The 21090-nt window shown below is 49.6% G+C and carries 16 protein-coding genes and 1 pseudogene; 3 read left to right on the top strand and 14 right to left on the bottom strand.

Annotation, left to right across the window (positions count from 1 at the left end):
* Positions 1-114 precede the first annotated feature (114 nt).
* Entirely contained in the window at positions 115-1011 is an 897-nt protein-coding gene (locus ACFQI7_RS00775) for an AraC family transcriptional regulator (RefSeq protein WP_218096506.1), read from the top strand.
* Between the two features lie 54 nt (positions 1012-1065).
* On the opposite strand, the gene ACFQI7_RS00780 is transcribed toward ACFQI7_RS00775, so the two are convergent.
* The 7 genes and pseudogenes from ACFQI7_RS00780 to ACFQI7_RS00810 all read right to left on the bottom strand — a co-directional run bounded on the left by ACFQI7_RS00780 (position 1066) and on the right by ACFQI7_RS00810 (position 8521).
* Entirely contained in the window at positions 1066-2544 is a 1479-nt protein-coding gene (locus ACFQI7_RS00780; protein ID WP_218096507.1) for an Lsa family ABC-F type ribosomal protection protein, read from the bottom strand.
* A 280-nt stretch (positions 2545-2824) separates the two neighbouring features.
* Positions 2825-3592 carry an SDR family NAD(P)-dependent oxidoreductase gene (locus ACFQI7_RS00785; protein WP_218096508.1) on the bottom strand — a complete coding sequence of 256 codons (768 nt, stop codon included), beginning with the start codon at positions 3590-3592 and terminating at the stop codon, positions 2825-2827.
* Between the two features lie 52 nt (positions 3593-3644).
* Complete coding sequence (locus ACFQI7_RS00790) at positions 3645-4334, bottom strand: GntR family transcriptional regulator (RefSeq protein ID WP_218096509.1); 690 nt, start codon at positions 4332-4334, stop codon at positions 3645-3647.
* 73 nt (positions 4335-4407) lie between these two features.
* On the bottom strand, positions 4408-5622 hold the full coding sequence (locus ACFQI7_RS00795; protein ID WP_230414568.1) for an enolase C-terminal domain-like protein: 1215 nt from the start codon (positions 5620-5622) through the stop codon (positions 4408-4410).
* Between the two features lie 139 nt (positions 5623-5761).
* Positions 5762-6367 (bottom strand): annotated as a pseudogene (locus ACFQI7_RS00800) (Vgb family protein); the annotation flags it as partial.
* A gap of 279 nt (positions 6368-6646) precedes the next feature.
* Complete coding sequence (locus ACFQI7_RS00805; protein ID WP_218096974.1) at positions 6647-7255, bottom strand: transglutaminase-like domain-containing protein; 609 nt, start codon at positions 7253-7255, stop codon at positions 6647-6649.
* Positions 7256-7396: 141 nt separating this feature from the next.
* Positions 7397-8521: an acyltransferase family protein gene (locus ACFQI7_RS00810; protein WP_218096511.1), complete on the bottom strand. Its 1125-nt coding sequence runs from the start codon at positions 8519-8521 to the stop codon at positions 7397-7399.
* Positions 8522-8733: 212 nt separating this feature from the next.
* Between ACFQI7_RS00810 and ACFQI7_RS00815 the strand changes: the two genes are divergently transcribed.
* Positions 8734-9387 carry a response regulator transcription factor gene (locus ACFQI7_RS00815; protein WP_218096512.1) on the top strand — a complete coding sequence of 218 codons (654 nt, stop codon included), beginning with the start codon at positions 8734-8736 and terminating at the stop codon, positions 9385-9387.
* Between the two features lie 16 nt (positions 9388-9403).
* Here the strand turns inward: ACFQI7_RS00815 and ACFQI7_RS00820 are convergent, their stop codons facing one another.
* The 5 genes from ACFQI7_RS00820 to ACFQI7_RS00840 all read right to left on the bottom strand — a co-directional run bounded on the left by ACFQI7_RS00820 (position 9404) and on the right by ACFQI7_RS00840 (position 16590).
* Positions 9404-11359: a sensor histidine kinase gene (locus ACFQI7_RS00820; RefSeq protein ID WP_218096513.1), complete on the bottom strand. Its 1956-nt coding sequence runs from the start codon at positions 11357-11359 to the stop codon at positions 9404-9406.
* 194 nt (positions 11360-11553) lie between these two features.
* Positions 11554-13332 carry a stalk domain-containing protein gene (locus ACFQI7_RS00825; protein WP_230414569.1) on the bottom strand — a complete coding sequence of 593 codons (1779 nt, stop codon included), beginning with the start codon at positions 13330-13332 and terminating at the stop codon, positions 11554-11556.
* 42 nt (positions 13333-13374) lie between these two features.
* Complete coding sequence (locus tag ACFQI7_RS00830) at positions 13375-13542, bottom strand: hypothetical protein (protein WP_218096514.1); 168 nt, start codon at positions 13540-13542, stop codon at positions 13375-13377.
* Between the two features lie 218 nt (positions 13543-13760).
* Complete coding sequence (locus tag ACFQI7_RS00835; protein ID WP_230414570.1) at positions 13761-14399, bottom strand: response regulator transcription factor; 639 nt, start codon at positions 14397-14399, stop codon at positions 13761-13763.
* Positions 14400-14418: 19 nt separating this feature from the next.
* The gene (locus ACFQI7_RS00840) at positions 14419-16590 is read right to left on the bottom strand and encodes a GAF domain-containing sensor histidine kinase (protein WP_218096516.1); all 2172 of its coding nucleotides are present in this window, start codon (positions 16588-16590) and stop codon (positions 14419-14421) included.
* 229 nt (positions 16591-16819) lie between these two features.
* Between ACFQI7_RS00840 and ACFQI7_RS00845 the strand changes: the two genes are divergently transcribed.
* Positions 16820-17389, top strand: a complete 570-nt coding sequence (locus ACFQI7_RS00845; RefSeq protein WP_218096517.1) for a hypothetical protein — start codon at positions 16820-16822, stop codon at positions 17387-17389.
* Here the strand turns inward: ACFQI7_RS00845 and ACFQI7_RS00850 are convergent.
* Complete coding sequence (locus tag ACFQI7_RS00850; protein ID WP_218096518.1) at positions 17375-19072, bottom strand: ATP-binding protein; 1698 nt, start codon at positions 19070-19072, stop codon at positions 17375-17377. The genes ACFQI7_RS00845 and ACFQI7_RS00850 overlap by 15 nt on opposite strands.
* A 215-nt stretch (positions 19073-19287) precedes the next feature.
* Positions 19288-21027, bottom strand: coding sequence for an RNA polymerase sigma factor (locus tag ACFQI7_RS00855; RefSeq protein ID WP_218096519.1), 1740 nt, complete (start codon positions 21025-21027; stop codon positions 19288-19290).
* Between the last annotated feature and the right edge of the window lie 63 nt (positions 21028-21090).

Here is a 21090-nt window from a genome sequence, read left to right on the forward strand (position 1 = left end):
CGATTTGGACGATTTGCCTTTTCCACTCATTGCCAATCCCATTTCACTCCACTACAATGAGGAATAGATCTTTGGCTTTCATCTGGAATGTGCGGAAAGAGGTGGAATGCAAATATGGAATTGTATACGAAAAGCTATTATCTGGAAAGCGAAGAATTTCCCTTCTCCGTCTTGCCGTTCTCCAATATGCCCGATCGACCTTCCAAGCCGCATACCCATGACTTTATCGAGCTGGTATACGTCGTTAACGGTTGCGGGGAACATGTATACAAAGGGCGTGCTTATCCGATTTCTGCCGGGGATATTTTTGTCATTCCGCCTTTTCTGGAGCACGATTATCGTGTAACAGGGTCCAAACCTCTTGATATTTACAATGTCTTGTTTCTCCCCTCTCTACTAACTTCCGAATTGCAAACGCTGTCAAGCGTGACGCCGTTTGTCAACTTTTTTTATGTAGAACCGTTCTTGCGGCAAAACGCGGATTTTCAATCGCACATGAAATTAACTCCGCTGGAAGGACAAGAGGTGAAGCGCCGCTTGGACCGGATTGCCACCGAGTTCAACCAAAAAGCGCTAGGTTACCGCATTTCTATTAAAGCTTTGTTAATCGAATTGCTTGTATGGCTGAGCCGCTGCTACGAGGAAAGATCCGTTGAACCAATGTTCCATGCCAGCGAATCGAAAGCGATCTGGCAGCTGTGCGAATATTTGGATCAGCACTATGACCAGCAAATCAATCTGGAGCAAGTATGCCGTATGTGCGGGATGAGTCAGACGAGCTTTACGGCCAAGTTTAAACAGACGGTAGGCAAAACATTTATCGAATACCGCAACGAAATCAGAATCCATGCCTCGCTTAAATGGCTTCGCGAAACCGACGATAAAATCATTCATGTGGCGGAACGCGTAGGAATACAAGACTTGAGCTATTACAACAAACTGTTTAAGCATTATCTTGGACTTACGCCGCGGGAGTATCGCGTGAAATATCGTATTCCGTTAAGCAAGTGAGTTCGGTCGAATCGCGGGTAATGAATTGAATAAAAAAAACGCGCTGTGCGCGCGTTAAAGTTCGACGGTTTTTGTAGCAACATGGTGGCAAAACTCCTTGTCATGCTCGACAAACAGAATGGTTGGCGAATATTCAAGCAGCAGTTCTTCGATTTGCATGCGGGAAATCACGTCGATAAAATTGAGCGGTTCATCCCAAATGTACAAATGAGCTTGCTCGCAAAGGCTTTTCGCAATGAGCACTTTCTTCTTTTGACCGCCGCTGAACGTGGAAATGTCCTTTTCAAATTGAACTCTCGCAAAATCCAGCTTTCTTAAGATCGATTTAAACAGGCTTTCATCGATTCCGCTGCTTCTGGCGAAGTCCGTCAAATTGCCCTGCAAATGCGACGTATCCTGCGATACGTACGATATTTTAAGCTGACTTCCGATTCTGAACGTACCGGTATAGCTCAAATCCTCGCCGCAAATGAGTCTGATGATGCTGGATTTTCCCGAGCCGTTTTTACCTGAAAGGGCGATCCGCTCCCCCTGGTCAATCGGAAAACTGACGTCCTGGCAAACCATCTTATCACCGTAATAAATGGAAACATGATCGAGTTCGGCAAGCCGGCTTTTATGATACGCAAGCTGTGTAAGCTTTAAGTTTTCCGAGCTTTCGACATTTTGGAGGAGCCTCGATTTTTCATCGATCGCGGATTGCTGTCTTTGCTCGATGGACTTCGACCGTTTCATCATTTTAGCGGCCTTGTGGCCGACATACCCTTTATCGACCTTGGATCCGGAATTTCTTGTACCGTTTTTCGTCTTTTCCACCTCGTGCGACCAGCTGCTCGTTCGTTTCGCGGCGTCCGACAAGCGATGAATGTCTTTTTTCAATTTTTCGTTCTCAGCAAGCTCATACTCGTCTTGCCGCTGTTTATTTTCCCACCAATCGGAGAAATTGCCTTGTTGAATTTCGATGTTTGTTTTATTGATGGATAAAATGTGATCTACACAATGATCCAGAAACGATCTGTCGTGAGATACCAGTATGAATCCGCTCTTCGTATTGAGATACTCGCTGACGATTTCCCTGGCATTCATGTCAAGATGGTTCGTCGGTTCATCGATTAACAGAAACCGATTCTCCTTCAGAAATAAGGCCGCCAGCATCACTTTCGTTTGTTCTCCGTTGGACAGCGACTCAAAGGGGCGATACAGCACATCCTCGGAAACCTTCAGCAGCGATAGTTCGCGCATGAGCTCCCAATGAACATAGTCCGGAAAAATGTCGCTGATAATATCAAGCGTATTATTATCCTTATTTTCGACCTGGAATGGGAAATATTCAAATTGGACATTAGCGGAAATTTTTCCGCTGTATTCATATTTGCCGAGCAGCAAGTTAAGAAAGGTCGTCTTCCCTCTCCCGTTTCTTCCCGTAAATCCCAATTTCCAATCGGTATCGATTTGGAAGCTTACATCTTCAAAAATGTTATCGTAACTGCCCTCGTAGGCAAACGTCAAGTTTGAAACCTGGATTACTGACATATCTTGTTCCTCCCGCTAAAAAATATAAAAGCTACAAGAAAGTTACTTTTCTTGTAGCTCAAATAAATATAACGAACCCGCACCATGAACGGAGCTGGATCAAGATATATCGTTTGAGTGAAAAGAAGAACGTAACTTTCTTGCATACGAACAATAAAACATGCGAAAAATAATCGCTTTTCTGTTTTATTATCAGCAAGAAAAATTACATTATCCTTTTCAACTCCCGTCACTAAGTTATATGTATCATATCATGCCCATTTATTGATTTCAACCATTGCTATACATAACCATTGGCGAGCCAACCGCCATCCGCCTTCAAAATCACGCCGGTCACGTATGCCGACATCGAGGAGGCCAGGAAGACGGCCGGACCCACCATGTCGTCCACTTCCCCCAAGCGTCCCGCAGGGATTCTCGCTTCCATCAGCTGCGGCTTGTGGATCCCTTTGTCGATCAAATCCTGCACGATTTCGGTACGGATGAAGCCCGGACTGATCGCGTTCACTTGAATGTCGTGCTTCGCCCATTCCACGGCCAAATTTTGCGTCAGCTGCATCACGCCGCCTTTGCTGGCTGCATAAGCCGCACGCTTAGGAATGGCGGCATGGGCGACGATCGAGGTAATATTGATGATTTTGCCGCCTCCGCCTCGTTCGATCATATGTTTGCCTACCTTCTGGCAGCAGAGGAACGTGCCGTCCAGGTTGATGGACAAGCATTTATGCCAGTTCTCAAGCGGCAGCTCTTCGGATGGGGCTACCATCGTAATGCCGGCGCAGTTGGCTAATATATCGATGCGTCCAAACTCTGCAATGGCTGCCGCTGCAAGCGACTCCACCTGCTCCTCGCTGCTGACGTCGCAAACGACTTTTAGTACCGGCGCGCCATACAAGCTGCGTATTTGCCTTTCCTGTTCCGCCAGCTGTTCCAACGTGCGGCTGACCAACACGACGGATGCTCCTTCAGATGCAAATCCTCGAGCAATGGCGCCGCCGATGCCTCGACCGCTGCCCGTCACAATTGCCACTTTCCCTTTTAGCAGCATGCTTCCCACTCCTCTGTCCGCTCGGCCGGGAATCGCTGGGGCCGGGCGCATCTTATTTGAAATAGGACGGATACTTCATTCTCAGCTCCGCTTTTTCCAGCTCGATCCTATTCATATGTTCCAGCATGACCCGTTCGGCTTCGTCCGCATTCCGCTCCCGAATGGCCGAAACGATATCGCTGTGCTGCGAGATGAGATGTTCCCAATCGAATTTGTCCGTAAGCAGATGCAAGTAACGCATTCGGTTGTAATGCGTATTCATTTGCTGCAGCATCGCCCACGTACGCATTTTGCCGCAGCCCGCCATGATCATTCCGTGGAACTCTTCGTCGAGCTCGAACAGACGGTGATTGTTGTTTTCTTCGATGCACAGGCGCTGCAGCGAGACGAGATTGTTCAGATGCAGGATCTGCTCGTTGCTGAGCAGCTCGCAAGCTTGGCGTACGATGGCCGTCTCAAGCTCGGTTCTGACAAACTTCGACTCTTCCACATGTCTCATGTCGATCAGTGAGATGAACGATCCTTTCTGCGGGAACGTCTCGATCAACTCTTCCTGCGACAGCTTCACGAACGCTTCGCGGATCGGCGTACGGCTCACTTGAAGCAGCTCCACCGCTTCTTTCTCCGAGATGAACCGCCCGGGCTCGAGCCTTAATTCCATTATGTTTTTCTTCAATGTATCGTGCACGTAGTCCCGGACCGAACCTTTCGAATCCCGTACTCCATCGATTTGCAAAGACATGCCGATTCCTCCCTGAGTATACCTGTTCATCTAGCATAGCAGCAGGAATACGGATGTACAAGGACGCTGCGCTTTACGGATTCGCCCAACGGTCATTCGGCACAATCGGATACCAATCCGGCCTCATCGGATCGCGGTCGTAGGCATACCCGCCCAATCTTCGGAATTCCTCGGCGTAGTACCGCACCTTCTCGCGGTCGACCTCGATGCCGAGTCCAGGCTTATCCGGAACCGCAATCGCTCCGTTCTTGTAAGCCATCTTGCCGCCGACCAATATATCATCGGTCAGTTGATGGTAGTGGGCGTCGATGGCAAACGGCATATTGGCGATCGTTGAGCCGAGATGCAGCATGGTTGCTAGCTGAATGCCGAGCTCGCCTGACGAATGGACCGCTACGCTGTACTGGAACGTCTCGCAAACGACCGCGGCTTTATGGCAGGCGCGAACCCCGCCCCAGAACGTAGTATCGAGCAATATGACGTCGACGGCCGGATTCAAAATATTTTGTGCAAGCTGCTCGAAATTTACGACGACCGTATTCGTCGATAACGGGATGTCGATTTTCTCGCGAACTTTCCGCATCCCGTTCAAACCCCAGGTCGGATCTTCGAAGTAGTCGTTGTTGATATGCCGGATCGCCTTGGCAAACTCAATGCTTTGCTCGACGCTGTAGACGCTGTTCGGGTCAAAGCGGTAACGGTCAAGCGGGAATGCTTCTGCCAACGCCAAGTAACAGTCCAGCTCATATTGCGGATCGAACACGCCTCCCTTCAGCTTGTGCGTCGTAAAGCCGAAGCGTTCCTTGAGGTCGCGAGTATGCTCGACGAGCTGCTCGGGCGTCCTCACTTCCCCTTCTCCCGTTGCTTCATTCGGATAACGGAAGAACAAGTAGCTGGCAAATTGGACCTCGTCCCGCAGCTTTCCGCCAAGCAGCTTGTAAACGGGGACACCGAGCTTCTGGCCAACGATATCGAGACAGGCGAATTCGATGCTGGCGTGCAGTTGTGTTCGGTTGTTGTACAAACTTGCGGTAGGATTGCAAATTTTGTAACGCATCGCCTCGAACTCCGTGGGATCGTGGCCGACCAAATACGGTTTCAAACCACGGATAGCCATCTCCGCGCTCTCGCCACCGCCGCCCATTTCTCCGAAACCGACGATGCCCTCGTCCGTTTCCACCTCGACGATGGTGCGGACAAAACGTCCCCAATGCGTCCCGTTGCTGTGGCGCAACGGCGCTTCTAGCGGAACGCTGACGGTTGTCGCTCGAATATCGGTAATTTTCATAATAGCTTCACCTCTGCAAGATTTACTTGAATGGTGGAAACCTGTTGCCGCTAGAATCCGCTGGTCAATCTCGATGAATGCGAATAGGCGAATTGTTAATTTGATAATACTGATCATACTAGTATTATTTAAATACATTTTATACTCGTTTTTTGGTATAAATCAACAACTTTTTGAGCTGAAATTTCAATGATTTCGAAACGATCATCAAACGAGCGATTTGGTTGCATTCTTCCGCGAACCACACATGACCCTCAGGACAAACCGCAATGTCATGAGGCTCTGCCTGCTTTATAGGAATCTCGTACTCCGTGATCGCACCTTGCGTTGTAATTCGGCCGATTTGATTGGCTCCCCATTCCGTGAACCAGAGATCTCCATTGTTCCCGGATGCTATTGCATGAGGACGAGCGTTCGGGGTCGGTATTGCGAATTCGCTCATTTCGCCCGATGTCGTCACTTTCCCGATTTTATTAGCGTTGATCTGAAAGTACCACAGTGCGTCATCGGGACCACTCGTAATACCGACAGGGCTCGCATTGGGAGTGGGAATCGAATACTCCGTAACTTCTCCACTCTTCGTCATTCGTCCGATCTTATTGCTCTGATTCTCGCTAAACCATAACGCTCCATCCGATCCCAAAGTGATAAAGGAAGGAAATGCTTTACGATCCGGCAGCGCAAACTCCGTGATTTCCCCTGTTCTTGAAATTATGCCGATCCGGCTGCTATTCATTTCCGTATACCGTTTCCGTTTCAATTTCCCGACTGATCCACGCAAAAAAACCTCCATATCCGGAAACGGACAGGAGGCGTGCATACGAACAAAAAGACGTACTGCATACAGAGAAGCAGCCGCACTTCATGCATATATAAAAAGCCCGCACTAATCCTATCCGAAAACCTAATATTAGATTTTGTTTGGTGGATAGGCTTAGTAGATCATTGGCTCTGGGTCACCCTTTCACAGTAGATACGGGTAACATGATCATATTCCGTGCATCGATTCAATCAGTCGGCTAAACTACAATTCGCTCGGCAAACCTTGAAGATACATATTTATACAATTATCATTATGCTTTAAGGCATGAATGGTCTTTGCGTTAGGCGCCTTGAATATGGTATCAAAATCCACTTCGTCGTACGCTTCCCTTATCGGAAAAGCGAGTTTTTCATGGTCCAAAGAAAATTCGGCTTTGACGTTGGCGTTATTTCCCCGAGCGTCCAAACGAATCCACCGCTTAAAATCGGATAAAAAGACGGCGTTAAGCGCATGGAGGCAGTATCCGGTATCCGGCGTATCGCCTATTGTCAGCCGCTGATAACAAAAGCCGGCAGGAATTGCTTTGCTCCTTAATAATGCGCACAATAAATTAGATTTGGCGTAGCAGATGCCTTCTTTAAAGTAGAGAACTTCCGAAGCTCTGCATGTGATTCTGGAGCTTTGAAGATCCCACGAGTGCGATATTTCATCGCGAACAAACTCGTACGCTTTCTTTACGAATTCCACTTCGGTTGACGATGCTGCGAATAGTTCGTTTGCTTTTTCGATAATGGAAAGATGACTAAAGTCCACTTCTTCGGTTTCTGTCAAATAATCTTCTAATGAATGTGATTCACATTGTAAGTGCATAGGTCTCTTCCTCCAAACATCTAATTTGCATACTCGCGACGCATGTGAAATCCATACCTGTTTATTGGCATAATTATGCATTATATCGCATGAATATACAAGTTATAAACTTAAAGAATGCGGTACGGCAATACAAATCCATCAAATCACCTTTTTGACCCCGGGGATCCGCCGGATGATCGTTGCGGCCGTATAAGAGAGAATAACCGCGATACAACCGACAACAACGAATTTCAGGATCGGATGCCAAGACAGAGAACGAAATGCTATGGCAACGTAGGTAACGGACAGCGCATGAACAATATAAACAAAAAATGCGTTGGCCGTCAGCCATCCGGTACATTTGGTTGCCGTGCCATTCCAGCGCTCGCGGAACCATACTAACAGTACGTAGGAAATTCCTAAGCCCATCAGCGGATCGATCGTTGCATAGAAAGCCGCTTGCCAGTTTAAACCTCCTATGAACGCGGAGACATCGCCTTCCACTGCTCCTCCGAGCGCCATTCCCGCTGCCATGCAGACGATCAGCAATATGGCCGCCCCCGCCCACCTCCTTCCCGCTTCTTTGGTGAGCATTTGCAGCCATTGCCCGCGATACGCTGCGACGCCCCCCATAAACAGGCCGATATAGGCAGGAAAATAGGCCAACTGCAAATTCAACACTTCAGTTCCGACGGGGTAAACCAACCGTACCAATACGTTCGCTGCCGCGACGACGATGACATAACCGGCGATCAAGCGCCCAGTTAAGGCAATAGGCTTGCTGCACGGTTTGCCTGCAGTCACCTGACGAAAGACAGCATACCAAGCGAAGAACAGCAGCAGCGCCTCCAAATACCACAACGGCCCGACTTCAAATTCAATCACGCCGCGAAGCGGATGAAGAAATAACTCTTCTCGCAGAAAGGCTCCCAAAGATCCAATATATCCGGAGACGGCATACCGCAGGAGCGGGACGATGGCCAGCATGTAGAACAACAGCGGAATTCCATACCGAAACAACCGCGCTTTCAGGAAATTGCCTCCTCCTTGGCGATCATAAGAAGCAGGCGTCACATAACCGGAAATGAAAAAAAACAAGCCCATAAAAAACGATTGGTTGACAGCCGTAAACATCGTGAGCAGCACGTTCGCCAAGGTGCTGTCCTGATGCTCGTAATAAGGCCAGCTTCCCGAGCCTCCATAAACGATCGCCGTATGGTGAAGAACCACCAGCACTGTCATGAATACTTTCAACCGATCCAGATACATTAACCTTTTTTCCATATTCGCATCCCCTTTTCGCTTTTCATACCTCTACGGTAACACGCGTTCGCAGGGGACTCACCGAAAAAAAGAAGACAAACCGCGCAAATTGCATTTCGGTACCGAAGGGTGTTCCTTTCGGTGTCTTTGGCAACCATTGCGGTGTCTTGGAGCAATCAGCATGATATACTAAAATCATTCTCAACGCAGCATCGTGAGTGGAGGAATCCGTTATGAAACATATTCTATTGGTTGACGATCACCGGACGTTTTTGGCCGGAAGCGCCATCATCCTTGAAAAACACGGCTTCCGCGTGACGACCGCGTCAAGCGGAGCGGAAGCGCTGGAACGGATGGAACAATCGGATTTCGATTTGTTCGTATTTGATCTGAAGCTGCCCCGGATGAACGGCTTCGAATTGACGGAAGCAACTTTGCAGCGCCGTCCGGAGGCAACGATCGTCATTTTGACCGGGGAGGACATATCGGAGCATTACGACCGCCTGATCGATATGGGGGTAACCGGCATTATGGAGAAATCTCTCGGCGAACTGGAATTGATTTACTGCCTTCGCTTAGCTTTGCAGCAATTAACGGTTCTCCCTCTTCATCTTGCGAAGCGGCTCAGAACGAAAGAAAACCTACCCTATGCCCCGAATGCAGATAGCGGCGGCAGCATAAACCGGATGCTAACCGACAAAGAAGTGGCCGTCTTGAAGCTGATCGCTCAAGGGCACAAAAATAAAGACATTGCCGACCGGCTTTTCATGAGCCAGCGCAATGTCGAATATTTGATCTCTCATTTGTTCGAGAAATTGGGTGTGTCCTCCCGGCAGCAAGCGGTCATGAAGGGGATCGAGTTGAAGTGGCTCAATGTAGACGCGTAGCCTGTGATGCGTCACGTTACACCGGCAGTGAGCAGTAAATCTTGACCCCATGACCGGGCGAAGATTGCAGCGATATTTCTCCTCCGACCATGCGAATCCGTTCCGTAATGCCGCTTAAACCGAAGCGGTTTGTAGTTGAAAAATCGATACCGGTTTCCATCCCTTTACCGTCATCCTCATACCGGATATGCAATATTCTTTGCTGCTGCCCGATCTCAAGTGTCACGGTACTTGCTTCCGAATGCTTCATCGCGTTGTTGATAAGCTCTTGTGCGACCCTGTAGATTGTCGTTGTTTGCTCATCGCTGAGAGAAGCAGTGAGGGGCATGGCGAGAAAATCCAACTGAAAGTCCGCGCGCAGTCGAGTTTTCTCCACCAGCTTGGAAACCGCATTCAATACGCCTTGATCGGATAAAAAAGACGGCATCAGTTCCCGGCATGTCTCCCGGATCATAAACTCGGCGTTATCGAGCCCAAGCCGTACCTGTTCCTTGTCTTCACGCTCCCATTGGCCGGGTGGCGTTCGATCCAACACGCGGCGAATATGGAGCAATTCTTGCAGCACCTCGTCGTGAAGATCGGAGGCCAACCGTTTCCGCTCTTTTTCCGCCATCTGCATGAACAGCTTGGACAACCAGGGCGCCCGGTCAATTTGCCTTTGCTCCAATTCCTTTAATCGGCTCTCAAGCAGTTGAAAATATTCATAAAAGATGGATACATATTTGGACATGAGCGATAATGCGAACTTATCCCGTTCTTCCACTTTCATCGGACTGCCATCTTCGGAATATACCGCCAAAAAAAGCCTTAACTCCCCTGTCCCCCCTGCCGATCCCAGTACCGCAGAAGGGGTAATCGTTATTACCCCTGGTGCCAGCGGATTCCGGCTGGACCGCAGCGTCTCGCCAATGCCTCGCTCAAGAGCCGAAGGGCCATCGGTACCTTCATAAGCGACTGAACCGTCTGCTTCATGATGCTTCACCAGAACAAACGGGTGCGGATGGAAAAGTCGCCGCCCTTCCCGGACGACGCATTGCTCCCAATCGGCGACCCGATAAGTCCGCAGCATCGCGGACAGCAATTGATCCAGCCGCTGCCGGGTATTTACTTCCTGTTCGAGTGCAGCGTTCTTCGTCCGGATCTCTTCGGCCGCGTCCCTGTTCTCCTTAAGCGTCTGGACGAACCGGCGGAAGAACAGCACGCCGAACATTGTCAGCAGCGTGAGCAACGCCCAAGGGAACGTATCTTCCAGACATTGCTCCCAGTACACCATACGGTAGCCGAGTCTGCGCCCCCGGATTTCTTCCAACATATCTTTCGCGGGATCGGGCAATAGAATGAGAGCAAACAAGACGAATCCGGCTGCAATCCATCGCAGTTCGGCATGATGTTCTTTATGACGCAGCAGCGTTAAAAATTGCAATATGCACAGTGCCATATTGAAGAAAACGAAAACCAGGAACAGCCTGTTGAGGACAATAAACGATGATTCGCCAGCCGACAGCAGCAATGCTACCGCAGTCGCAGCCCAAAGTGCGATGCCTGCCCAAAGGGACACGCGGGTTACCGTTCTTTTGCCGGTTTTCAGCAGGTAAGCGATAAACGAGAAGATGAGGACAACGATTCCATATTTGATAGCCAACGACCCGTATGGATTGTCCGGAAAAGGTCCGAACAGCAGCACTTTGTCGTCCCAGTCCCACAACAGTTGGAGCGACGTCAACAACGAAATTACGCCAAGATAAAAATACCCGCGCTCCTGGGGGAGAACGGCAAACATCGCCCAGAAGACGACCGCTACAAAAGCAAATAGCAATATGAACAGACCATCATCCAAATGGCGGCGGAATAGGTTGAATGCGTGCGCACCGTCGTTGAGCGGCTTCATCAAAGCAAAATTGATCGAACCGTTGATCGCGAAAACAATGAATGAAGCGATGAATACTTTCGCTAACGTCTTCAACATGGTCATTTGTCTCTTCATCCTTTGGTAGCCTAGTACTGCCTGCCTTTTTCGACGCGCAATAACAATGGCTATAATAATTTGATTCTGAAGCTCATTATATAAATTTCCCGGTCATCCTACCACCTCAAAAAGGACCTACACCGGCTGATTCAACCGGCATAGGTCCTTCTGGAGCAACGGGATCGGGTTCATATCATGCGCTAAGGCAGCTTGACTTCCAGCTCACTGAGGTAGTTGCTGGTAGATACTCCTCGCGGCGGTGCAAAATCGAATTCGGTAGACTCAGCATATTGGCCTATATAGCTGACCCTGACCTGCATGGGCATAGGCGCGTGCCCTTCCGGCACCCATCTGGCCGTAGCCTTGTACCTGCCGATTGGTATTTCATCAACACCGGCGCCGCCCTGGATGGGGCCTGCGCGTTTCGTAAGCGTTTGGCCTGCATTGCCGTCAAGCAGCGGGCCGATCGGCGTCAGAGTTACTTCCAGATCGCTCATTTGAAACTCCGGCAGGTTGCTGTCAAATGATGAAAAGTTCGGATATATATAAATTTGTCCATCGAATTTGGTCCATGTGAAGTCACGAACCGCCCCTGCGCTTCCCGCTAGCGGAAGATCTGCGTCAGCGCTTAAATGGAAAGTGAATTTTTTGCCGTTAAACGACTTGCTTAGGTCTGCACCCATCCGCCACGATGTGGTAATTTGGGGCAATTCGATCCGGTAATGACCGGAATCGTCGGTAACTCCAAGAATGTTGCTGTCGTAGAGCAACGTATTATCCGCAAAAACGGTAACTCCAGGCAGCGGATGACCTTTTGCGTCGCGCACGTATCCTTTTACAACATACGGCTCCGCCTCCTCCTTGGAAGGTTCGGGGGTTGGCGTCGGAGCAGGTTCAGGCTCCGTAGTCGAACCGCCCTCTTCGATCCGAACCGTCGCGACACCGCCTTCACTGACGAACGACACTTGGTAACCGCTGTTCTCCGCCACAAAGCGCAGCGGAACTAACGTATTTCCATTAATAATCTGAGCAGGTATATCGAGGCTCACTTGTTTGCCGTTTGCTTTGGCGGTGGTACTATTGATCGTTAATTCTATGGTGAGGCCGTCCTTCGTTCCAAGTGCCTGTTGTACCGCTCCGGTCTCGACCCATTTTACCGTAAACCCGAGGGTTTCAAATAGTTTACGGAACGGGACGAGCGTCGAACCATCCTTCAAAATCGGCCTGGCGCCTTCAAACTGAAGCTCTTTCCCTTTGAATAACACATGGATCGCAGGGCCATCCGACGGCGTTGGTGTTGGTGTCGGTGTCGGTGTTGGCGCTGGCGTTGGTGTCGGTGTCGGATTCGGTGTTGGCGAAGGCGTTGGTGTCGGTGCCGGCGTGGTTGAAGTCCCGCCCGATGTCATCGGCTTCTTATATTTAATCGGTTTGGACACAACCGTACCTTGCGGCGTCCCCATTTCGAGCACATAATGCTGCGTTTCCTTGATCGTTCCGTTATCGCTTGCATACAAGTCGAACGTAAGCTCCCCTTCGAATTCACCAACCGGTTCTTTGACATCCTTTCGAAAACCCGGATTAATAATGATACTTTCATGCTTGTTTGCGCCGTCTGCCGTTGTCACGGTTTTGTCCTGCACTATGCCGAGCAGCCACCCGGTAGTCACGCGGTTTGTTCGCCACACCCCCTGATAATTATCTTTGCCGTATTCATCCGTCGAACGCAGTACGACGGATTGGATGACCGTCTTCTGCGCAAGGCTAAGCAGCAGCTTGAAGTGGCCGTCCTTCTTGCCTTCCGGCGTGAATTCCGCCGAACCTACGACGTCGGACGCCGTATCAAGCAGACTGAACTCTTTGATCTGTACGCCTGCGGGCGGCGTTTCCCCAAAGGCGCTCGCGATACTGCCAAACGTCAGGCAGCCCGCCAGCAGAATGGACAGTACCGAAGATTGCTTTCGTTTGCTGAATGGTAACATGATTCTCTCCGTTCTCCTCTTCTGTATAATGCTTCGTGCCGATTAAGCCGCTTCCGGTTTTGCCTCCGGCTTGCCAGCAAACATCGCTTTCCCCGTGAAAGCCACCTCCGGCTTCGCTTCCGGCTTTGCGCTCACTGTTGTTGGAACCGCGATTGCTGCAATCAATGCAGCCGCCAACAGCCATTTCAAACCTTTGTTCGTTTTATTCATCGTTCAAACCTCCATAAAATGAATTTGCTTACTTTATTGATCTTACAGCGGGAGCGTTCCGGTTTCATGAGACATCACCGGGAATTAAGGAGGGAAGATTGCAGGATGCGATCGGGAACAATCCGGGAAAGGCCGCTGTTGCTCGAACAAAAAAACACCTCCCGATTCGTTAGAAACGATCTGGTAGGTGTTTAATGTAAAGCGGCCGATTGGATCAGCTAATCCTCGCGTGACTTCTGAACCAGCCGTTTGGCCGCGTTCCGGTCCGTAACCTGCAGTTTGTTTAAAATGTTCGACACATAGTTCGCCACCGTTTTATTGCTGATATGCAGGTGTGCGGCGATCTGGGCGTTGCTGTCTCCTTCCGCGATCCTCTCCAAAATTTCCAGCTCGCGCTTGGTCAGCTCCGCGAACGCGGGATCCTCCGCCGGAACCGTTGGTCCCTGGGAAAAGTAATGCATCATCCGCCCCGCGATATCGGAGCTGAACACCGCTCCGCCGCTGCCCACCACCCGTATGGATTGAAGCAGCTCGTCCTCGTCCGAATCTTTCAGCACGTACCCTTTCGCGCCGACACGCATAGCGGTAAATACCGACTGATCGTCTCTGAACATCGTCAAAATCAAAACTTCGATCGCCGGATGCTTCTCCTTGATCAAACGTGTAGCCTCAATGCCGTTAATGCCGGGCATTCGGATGTCCATAAGCACGAGATCGGGCTGCAGCTGCTTCACAAGTTCCAACGCCTCTTCCCCGGAAGCCGCCTCGCCTACGACTTCAAGATCATCCGTGGTCCGCAGCAAATTGCGTACACCGCTGCGAAATAGCGGATGGTCCTCTGCAATAACGATTCTCATCGGTTTTCTCCTCCTTTTTTCAAATCGGCAGTACAGCCAGCACCATGGTGCCCCCATGCTCCAGCCGTTCGATCGAACATTGCCCTCCCAATTCCGCAGCCCTCTCCCGTATAGAGACGAGTCCGATGCCGCCCGTGCCGGAAAGCCTTCGCGCGTAGGAAGGATGCAGACCCGTACCGTTATCCGTCACTTCAACCACCAACTGCTTCGATGATGATACGTGAAGCTTGACGGTACAAACCGTCGCCTGGCTGTGTTTGATCACATTAACCAGCGACTCGGTGACAATGCGGTAAGCAGCCACCTCCACCGCTGCAGGTAAATCCGGAAGCAGCGGCGGTTCGAGCAGGCGGATGTGGATCGGCACGGTTCCTTGCTCGTCCGCGAGCAGCCGGGCCGGCTTATTGAGCTCGCTGATTCTCTCCCGGATCGCACTGATCAATCCGAGCTCATCCAGGGTTGGCGGCCGTAAATCATGGACCAGCGTGCGAATTTCATCGACCGTCGCGCGAATAACCTGCCGCAGGCTTGCCAGCATCTCGATTGCGATTTCGGGCTGCTTGACGACATATTTCTCGGCCGTAGCCGCGTTGAGCGCCAGAGCCGCAAGCCGGGGAGCCAAGTCGTCGTGCAAGTTTTTGCGAATTTGCCGGCGTTCTTCCTCACGAGCGAGCACCAGCTTTTCCCGCGATTCCTGCAAATCCTTCGCAAGCAGCTTCATGCCAAGCGTCATGTTCACATTTTCGACGATCGGCCCTGCTTGGTGCAGCAGTACATCCAGAAACTTCTTGTCATCGGACGAGAACGCTTCGCCCGGCGATCGGCAGGAGAGGATGAGTATGCCGAACTGTTCTCCGCGGTGAATGATAGGAAAAGGCAGCAGCTCATGGAGCGGCTCTCCTGCAGAAGCGATGAGCGTATCCTGTCCCCCCACCCCAATCGTAATGCCGGCATAAGGTAAGCGAAGCGATTCCTTCACGGTAGATGCCAGAGCCTCGAGCATCGCTTCCGGCGCCAACGGCTGAACGAGCCGGCTCCCGAGCTTCAGCAAAACCGCATACGGATCGTCATGACGGCCTTTCATCATCCGGTTAACAAGCATCTGCTGCTTTTCTTTGAGAGGAGCGAAAGCCACCGCCACGACGGCTGTAGCCACCAGTGAAATCACAAGATTATCCTTCGTCATGAACAATCGGCTTAAGTAATAGACCGAGAAAATATATATCGCAGCTACACTAAGGGACAAAGCGCCGTATACGAGCGTTCTGTTGACGATCGGGTCGATGTCCCACAACCGATGCCGCAGTACAGCCATCGTCAGCGTGAACGGAATCGCGAGTAAACTTAAATGAAGAAGCGCATTGAGGTACACATAGGTTAAGGCACTTCCGTCATTCATATGCGGATCGAACAAAATGCTCATTCCGACGAACCCTGTCATGCCGATGGCAAGCCCATATACAACCCATTTGGTTTGCTGGCGCTGCGCCGGCGAAGACACCTTCCGAAACCGGTATATTTGCGAATAAATAAGAATCAGTGTCGAGGAAGTGTACCACATAAGCTGAAGGTATGCCGAAATGTTAAATTCGTTCCATATACTTCCATGGTTGAAAAAGCTGCTGACATCGACTGCGGTTATAAAGAGAAAGGCAGCAAAAGTCCATCTCGGCACAAACGAGCCGTTCGGAAAGAGGAAAAACAACAACGATAATCCGATCCAGCCGAGAGTAGCGACCAGCGTAAACCACCACTCCTGCAGGACGGTCCCTTGAAAAGCGACCGAGGTCAGCGATGGGAACGAAGTACCGAACGAAACCATTGCCAAAGCGGCCAGTATGGCCATCGGTTCGCGAAACCCTTTCCAGAAAATGAGCAGTGCCGCAACATAATAAACAAACGTAAAAACGACGTCGATGCACACGAAGATAACGGCATACGTCTCCAGTGACAGACGGACCGCTCCTCCGTTGTCAAGGGGCATGGCCGGCACCCAGGTACCGCAGCCGTTAATAATGCACGTGGAGACCAGCTCGTGATAGTACTCAGGAATCCCTGTCGTGTATAACACTACGGTAAACAGGCAGAATGCGGCCGCTAGAAGCTGCAAGCCGCGTTGGATCCCCTTCCTGTGTAACCGGTTTGCAGGTGCTGCGGTTTGATCCGCGATCCGATCTTGCATTTGCGGCATGTATCCCCCTCGCTTTACTAGTAAAATCTACATTTATTATAACGATCCACCCGATGTTTGAATATGGAGAGTCCGCAATTTCCCGGCCGTCTTCCTGTTTTCCCGAAAATGTCCCAGCCCCGCTTCCCCAAACATTGTGACCGGCATACTCTGTACCGCGTGATGTTCCGCTACCTATAATGGAGCTCATCAACGATTTGATCCATGTAAACAGGAGGCGGCAACAACAATGAACGAAAAGCAAGTGATTCGATGGTTGGGCATGATTTGTTTACTGGCAGGCATTGCCCGCATGGGGATGACGCCAAGCTCGCTGATCTGGGGAACAGATAGCGCACCGGAGCTTACCTTCGGATTCATCGCAAGTATTTTGATGACCATTGGGACCCTGTCCACGTATATGGTGCAATCGAGGCAAACGGGAGTGATCGGATTTATTACGGTGCTTGCGATCATTCTTGGCAATATCGCGACGACCTGCATGCTGTGGTCATCTTTTGAGCCAATCAAGCCGGCCGTGAATCCGGACAGTCTGCCATTCCTCATTATGCGCACATTTACGCTTATCGGATTCACGGGCGGTACGCTCGTTTTTGCGATTTTAACGTACCGGGCGAACGTTTTTCCTCGCTGGATCACCGTACTGCTGGTTGTGATGCTTGTGTCCATGGTGCTGCCGGTGGAAGACAACAAATATTTTGCTTTCTTCTGGGGATTAGCCTATGTGAGTATGGGCTATGTCATTTGGAAGGGCAATTACACTCAATACGCGACTTCTCACAAGTCACGCCTCCCTTAATGCAGGCAATGTAATGGTGAACGTAGTGCCAACGTCGACTGTGCTATCCACTTGGATCGTACCGTCGTGACTTTCAATAATTTGAAAGCAAACCATGAGGCCGATACCTGTCCCTTTTTCTTTCGTCGTATAAAAAGGTTCGCCAATCTTGTTCAATATCTCCTGCGGAATTCCACTTCCTTGATCTATGACCAGAACCTGAATGTGTTCTTTCATTTCATTAATTTTAAGGGTGATGTTTCCACCATCGTTCATCGCGTCCATTGCGTTTTTAATCAAATTGATAAAAACTTGTTTTATTTTCGTGTCTTCACAGTTTATGTACAGTTCCTTGCTATTCGATTGTAATATGATTTCAATATTGTCCATGTTTGCTTGAGGTGTAAGTAATATTACAACTTCATGGATGAGCTGAACGATATTATGAATTTTACGGTTATCGGAATGAGGCTTGGCTAGTGTCAATAGCTCGCTTGAAATTTGCTCGATTCGGGAAAGCTCATCTTCAATAATGGTATAATACATTTCTTTTCTTTCATTCGTTGTCTTTAGCATACTGAAGAAACCTTTAATCGCAGTAAGCGGATTTCGTAATTCGTGGGCAATGCCTGCGGCAAGTTCGCCGGCAATATTCAACTTCTCCGATCGGATGAACCGTTTTTCCGTTTCTTTCTCATGCGTAATATCTACAAAGGAATGGAGAATGGCTGCCTCCCCTTCATAGATCATATCAATCGATTTTACCAAGTAGTATGTTTTCTTTCCATTCTTAAAGCTTAATTGATGTTGATGCACCTTCTTGTCATCGGAGACGGCAGATTCACTATCATACTTTTCAAAAAATTGATGCAAATGGTTCTCTTCTGCGATATTCCGATTACCAATGGAAAATTTTTTTTGTGCTACGCCATTCAGGAAAAGAATATCCGCATCCCTCCTGATGATGACCGGAATAGGCATATGATCAATAATGGTTCGTACCTTTTGCTCGTTTTGCGCAATCAGCTTATTTTCTAAGGTTAAATGATCGTTTTGATCCTGCAGCTCTTTATTTTGCTTTTCCAGCCTCCGTAATCTTTCCAACTCCTCACCGGATGGAAATTTGATATGGTCCCTATTATACAGAGGCGATAAACTATATTCGCTATCCGTCATGAAGTAATTGTGAGTCTTCATTAGCTCGTTCTGAATATAGGCAGGTGTGGTCAAGCCATTATAAGCGCAGACGGAAATCAAGCCGGTTTGGCCAATGAAATGATCACTATGACATTCAAACGTTCGAAGCCTTTCTAAAATATATTCATGCTGCGGCACTAGAACTTGTCCCCACGTACGTATTTTATAATTTTCATCAAAGTAAGGTTGAAGCATCTCAATTAACATCCCGGCTCGATTGACATCGAATTGATCTTCCACAAGATAAGTTTGCGAGCTATCTGCAAAGATCAGATGTTGGAAATGATGCGTCTGAAAGCCTTTGGAGTTCAATTCATCCTTAACTTTAGCGATCGATCGTTCCGAATCGACGAATAAGACGACTTCATTCTTTACAAGCCCTTCCATGATAAAGCTAACGGCATTGCCTATATATTTATTGATTTCATTAAAAATGTAGAGAATATGAGCACCGGTATCTTGTTTGGTGTGATTCGTTATTTTCGTGATAGGTTGTATCTCTTGCATGCCTATTCTCCTCATTAGCGCTGACTATGATATATTAGCGAGTTGTCTCCGTTTAATAGTATCATTAAACTTTAAAGAAAACTGTAGTTATCCAATAAATGGAGCAAAATTTTTTCTGTACATCGCACGGCATCACAGCCGGTTTGCTACCGACCGCATAAAAAAAACCATCGCATTGGCGCGATGTTTTTTTGTTGTCTTCCCTTCGTTCTCCGTTATATTACTGCGGCGTGCATCCGCTCAAGCAATGATACGGCTTGTTCTTCCAGTGACTTAATTGATCGCAGCACTTTGATTGCACGTTCGCGGTTTTCATTAGTGTTTGGATTCCCGCCTGACGGGAAAGGAAACAACGCGGCCAGCTCGTGCAATTGTTCCGCTATGTGGCGATACAGCAGTGCTGCTTCTGAACTGAGCGCACGGATTCGTCCAGTCGTTTCATCGTTACCTTGCCATTCCGTGCCGATCTCGTGAAGGAAATCTGCTGCAAGTCGGCGCGCATCCTGTACGACGGCGACGTTGTAAGCATTTCCGTTAGGCTCGATGCCGCCACCATGGAAAGCTTCGATCCACACGTCATAGGCGCGCAAACCTCGTACGCCGCGATCCGTCGGAGCCTCAGTGCCATTGTAATGATCAAGTATCGTTGCGAGCGCATCTCGAAGCATCGATCGCAGGTCTTTCTCCGTCCGCTCCTCCAGTGCCAGTATGAACAGATCCTCCAGCGTTCCTCGTCCGAGATGATCATAGGGGAGCTTGCCCTCCTTCATACACTCCGCTGCAGTCAATTGCTGCTGCTCATCATCGTATCCATAGATGACTCCGAATTCGGGAATAAACAAATCCCATGCCATGACCGGAAACCCTTTGTCGATGGAACGGTGAATCAGATCCAGAGCGGCGGGCAATTCTTCCTGGAGCATTCTCTTATCTTTTGCAGCTGCTGTAAGCATCGTCGGGTCGATCAAGTTGGCATTCTCACCGGACACGTCACGCTTGTTTTGCGTTTCCACCATGCGGCAGCTCCATCCGAGGTTTTGCAAGCCACGTGGCAAAATGTCCCGGAACGGGTACATTGTGGGGCCCGCGATATGGACATCGTCGTGGCAAATTGTGATGCGAAATGCATGACCGGTAAGTCCCATCACCATGGGTAACGACAAATTATGATCGGTATAGCTCAGCACGCGGTGAAGCGCCCAGCCAACCGACGTCCAAGTGCCGGAGGCGTGGGAAGCTGCTAATTTCGGTAACAATTTCGTTTTCAATGATCCCAAATCCTTTCGATCCATCATGTATTGGTCGATGACGACGCGGATTCGTTGTTGTGCGACTTTTTTCCGGGAGCGGGACAAGATTTGATACACGTTGGCTGCAGATAAGCTGAACAACTTGGCGATTTCCTGCGGTGACAAATAATCGAAGAAATGCCACTCGAATATTTGCCGTTCTCGCTTGTTTAAGCAGCTGAGCATGCTTGAGAGCATTTCATGCAGCTGCGTGCGCATAAGATGCTCTTCCGGATTGGCGGTGCATCTTCCGCTTTCGGCGAACGATCTTGAAAGGCGGTGAAGAATCCGGTCCAAGTTCGACCAATCGCCACCTGCCTTGTCGTTGTCGTTCTCGAAACGCTGCAGAGCGGAGAACGGCTGCTCTCTCACCGCCTGTTTGCTTCTCAGCTGAGAATACGCTTGATTGCGGACAATCCGGTAAAGCCAAGGGAGGAAACGGCCAACGTCAACAAGCGTTCCCAGATGCAAAAAAGCGCGGCACAACGCGTCCTGTACGATATCTTCCGCCAAGAAAGACTCCTGCGTGATCGCCTGCGCATATCCATAAACTTGCCGCCGGTGCCGCCGAATCAACTCCCCGAACGCTTCCCTGTCGCCAGCCTGCGATCGCTGCACCAGCACGCTGTCTTCCTGCTCGACTAATGCTAACTCCGGATCCTCCATTGTTACCTCCGTATAATTTGTCCCCATTACTTCGTCCCGGATAAAAAACACCTCGCCATTTAT

Source organism: Paenibacillus allorhizosphaerae, assembly GCF_042659105.1.
Taxonomy (GTDB): domain Bacteria; phylum Bacillota; class Bacilli; order Paenibacillales; family NBRC-103111; genus Paenibacillus_G; species Paenibacillus_G allorhizosphaerae.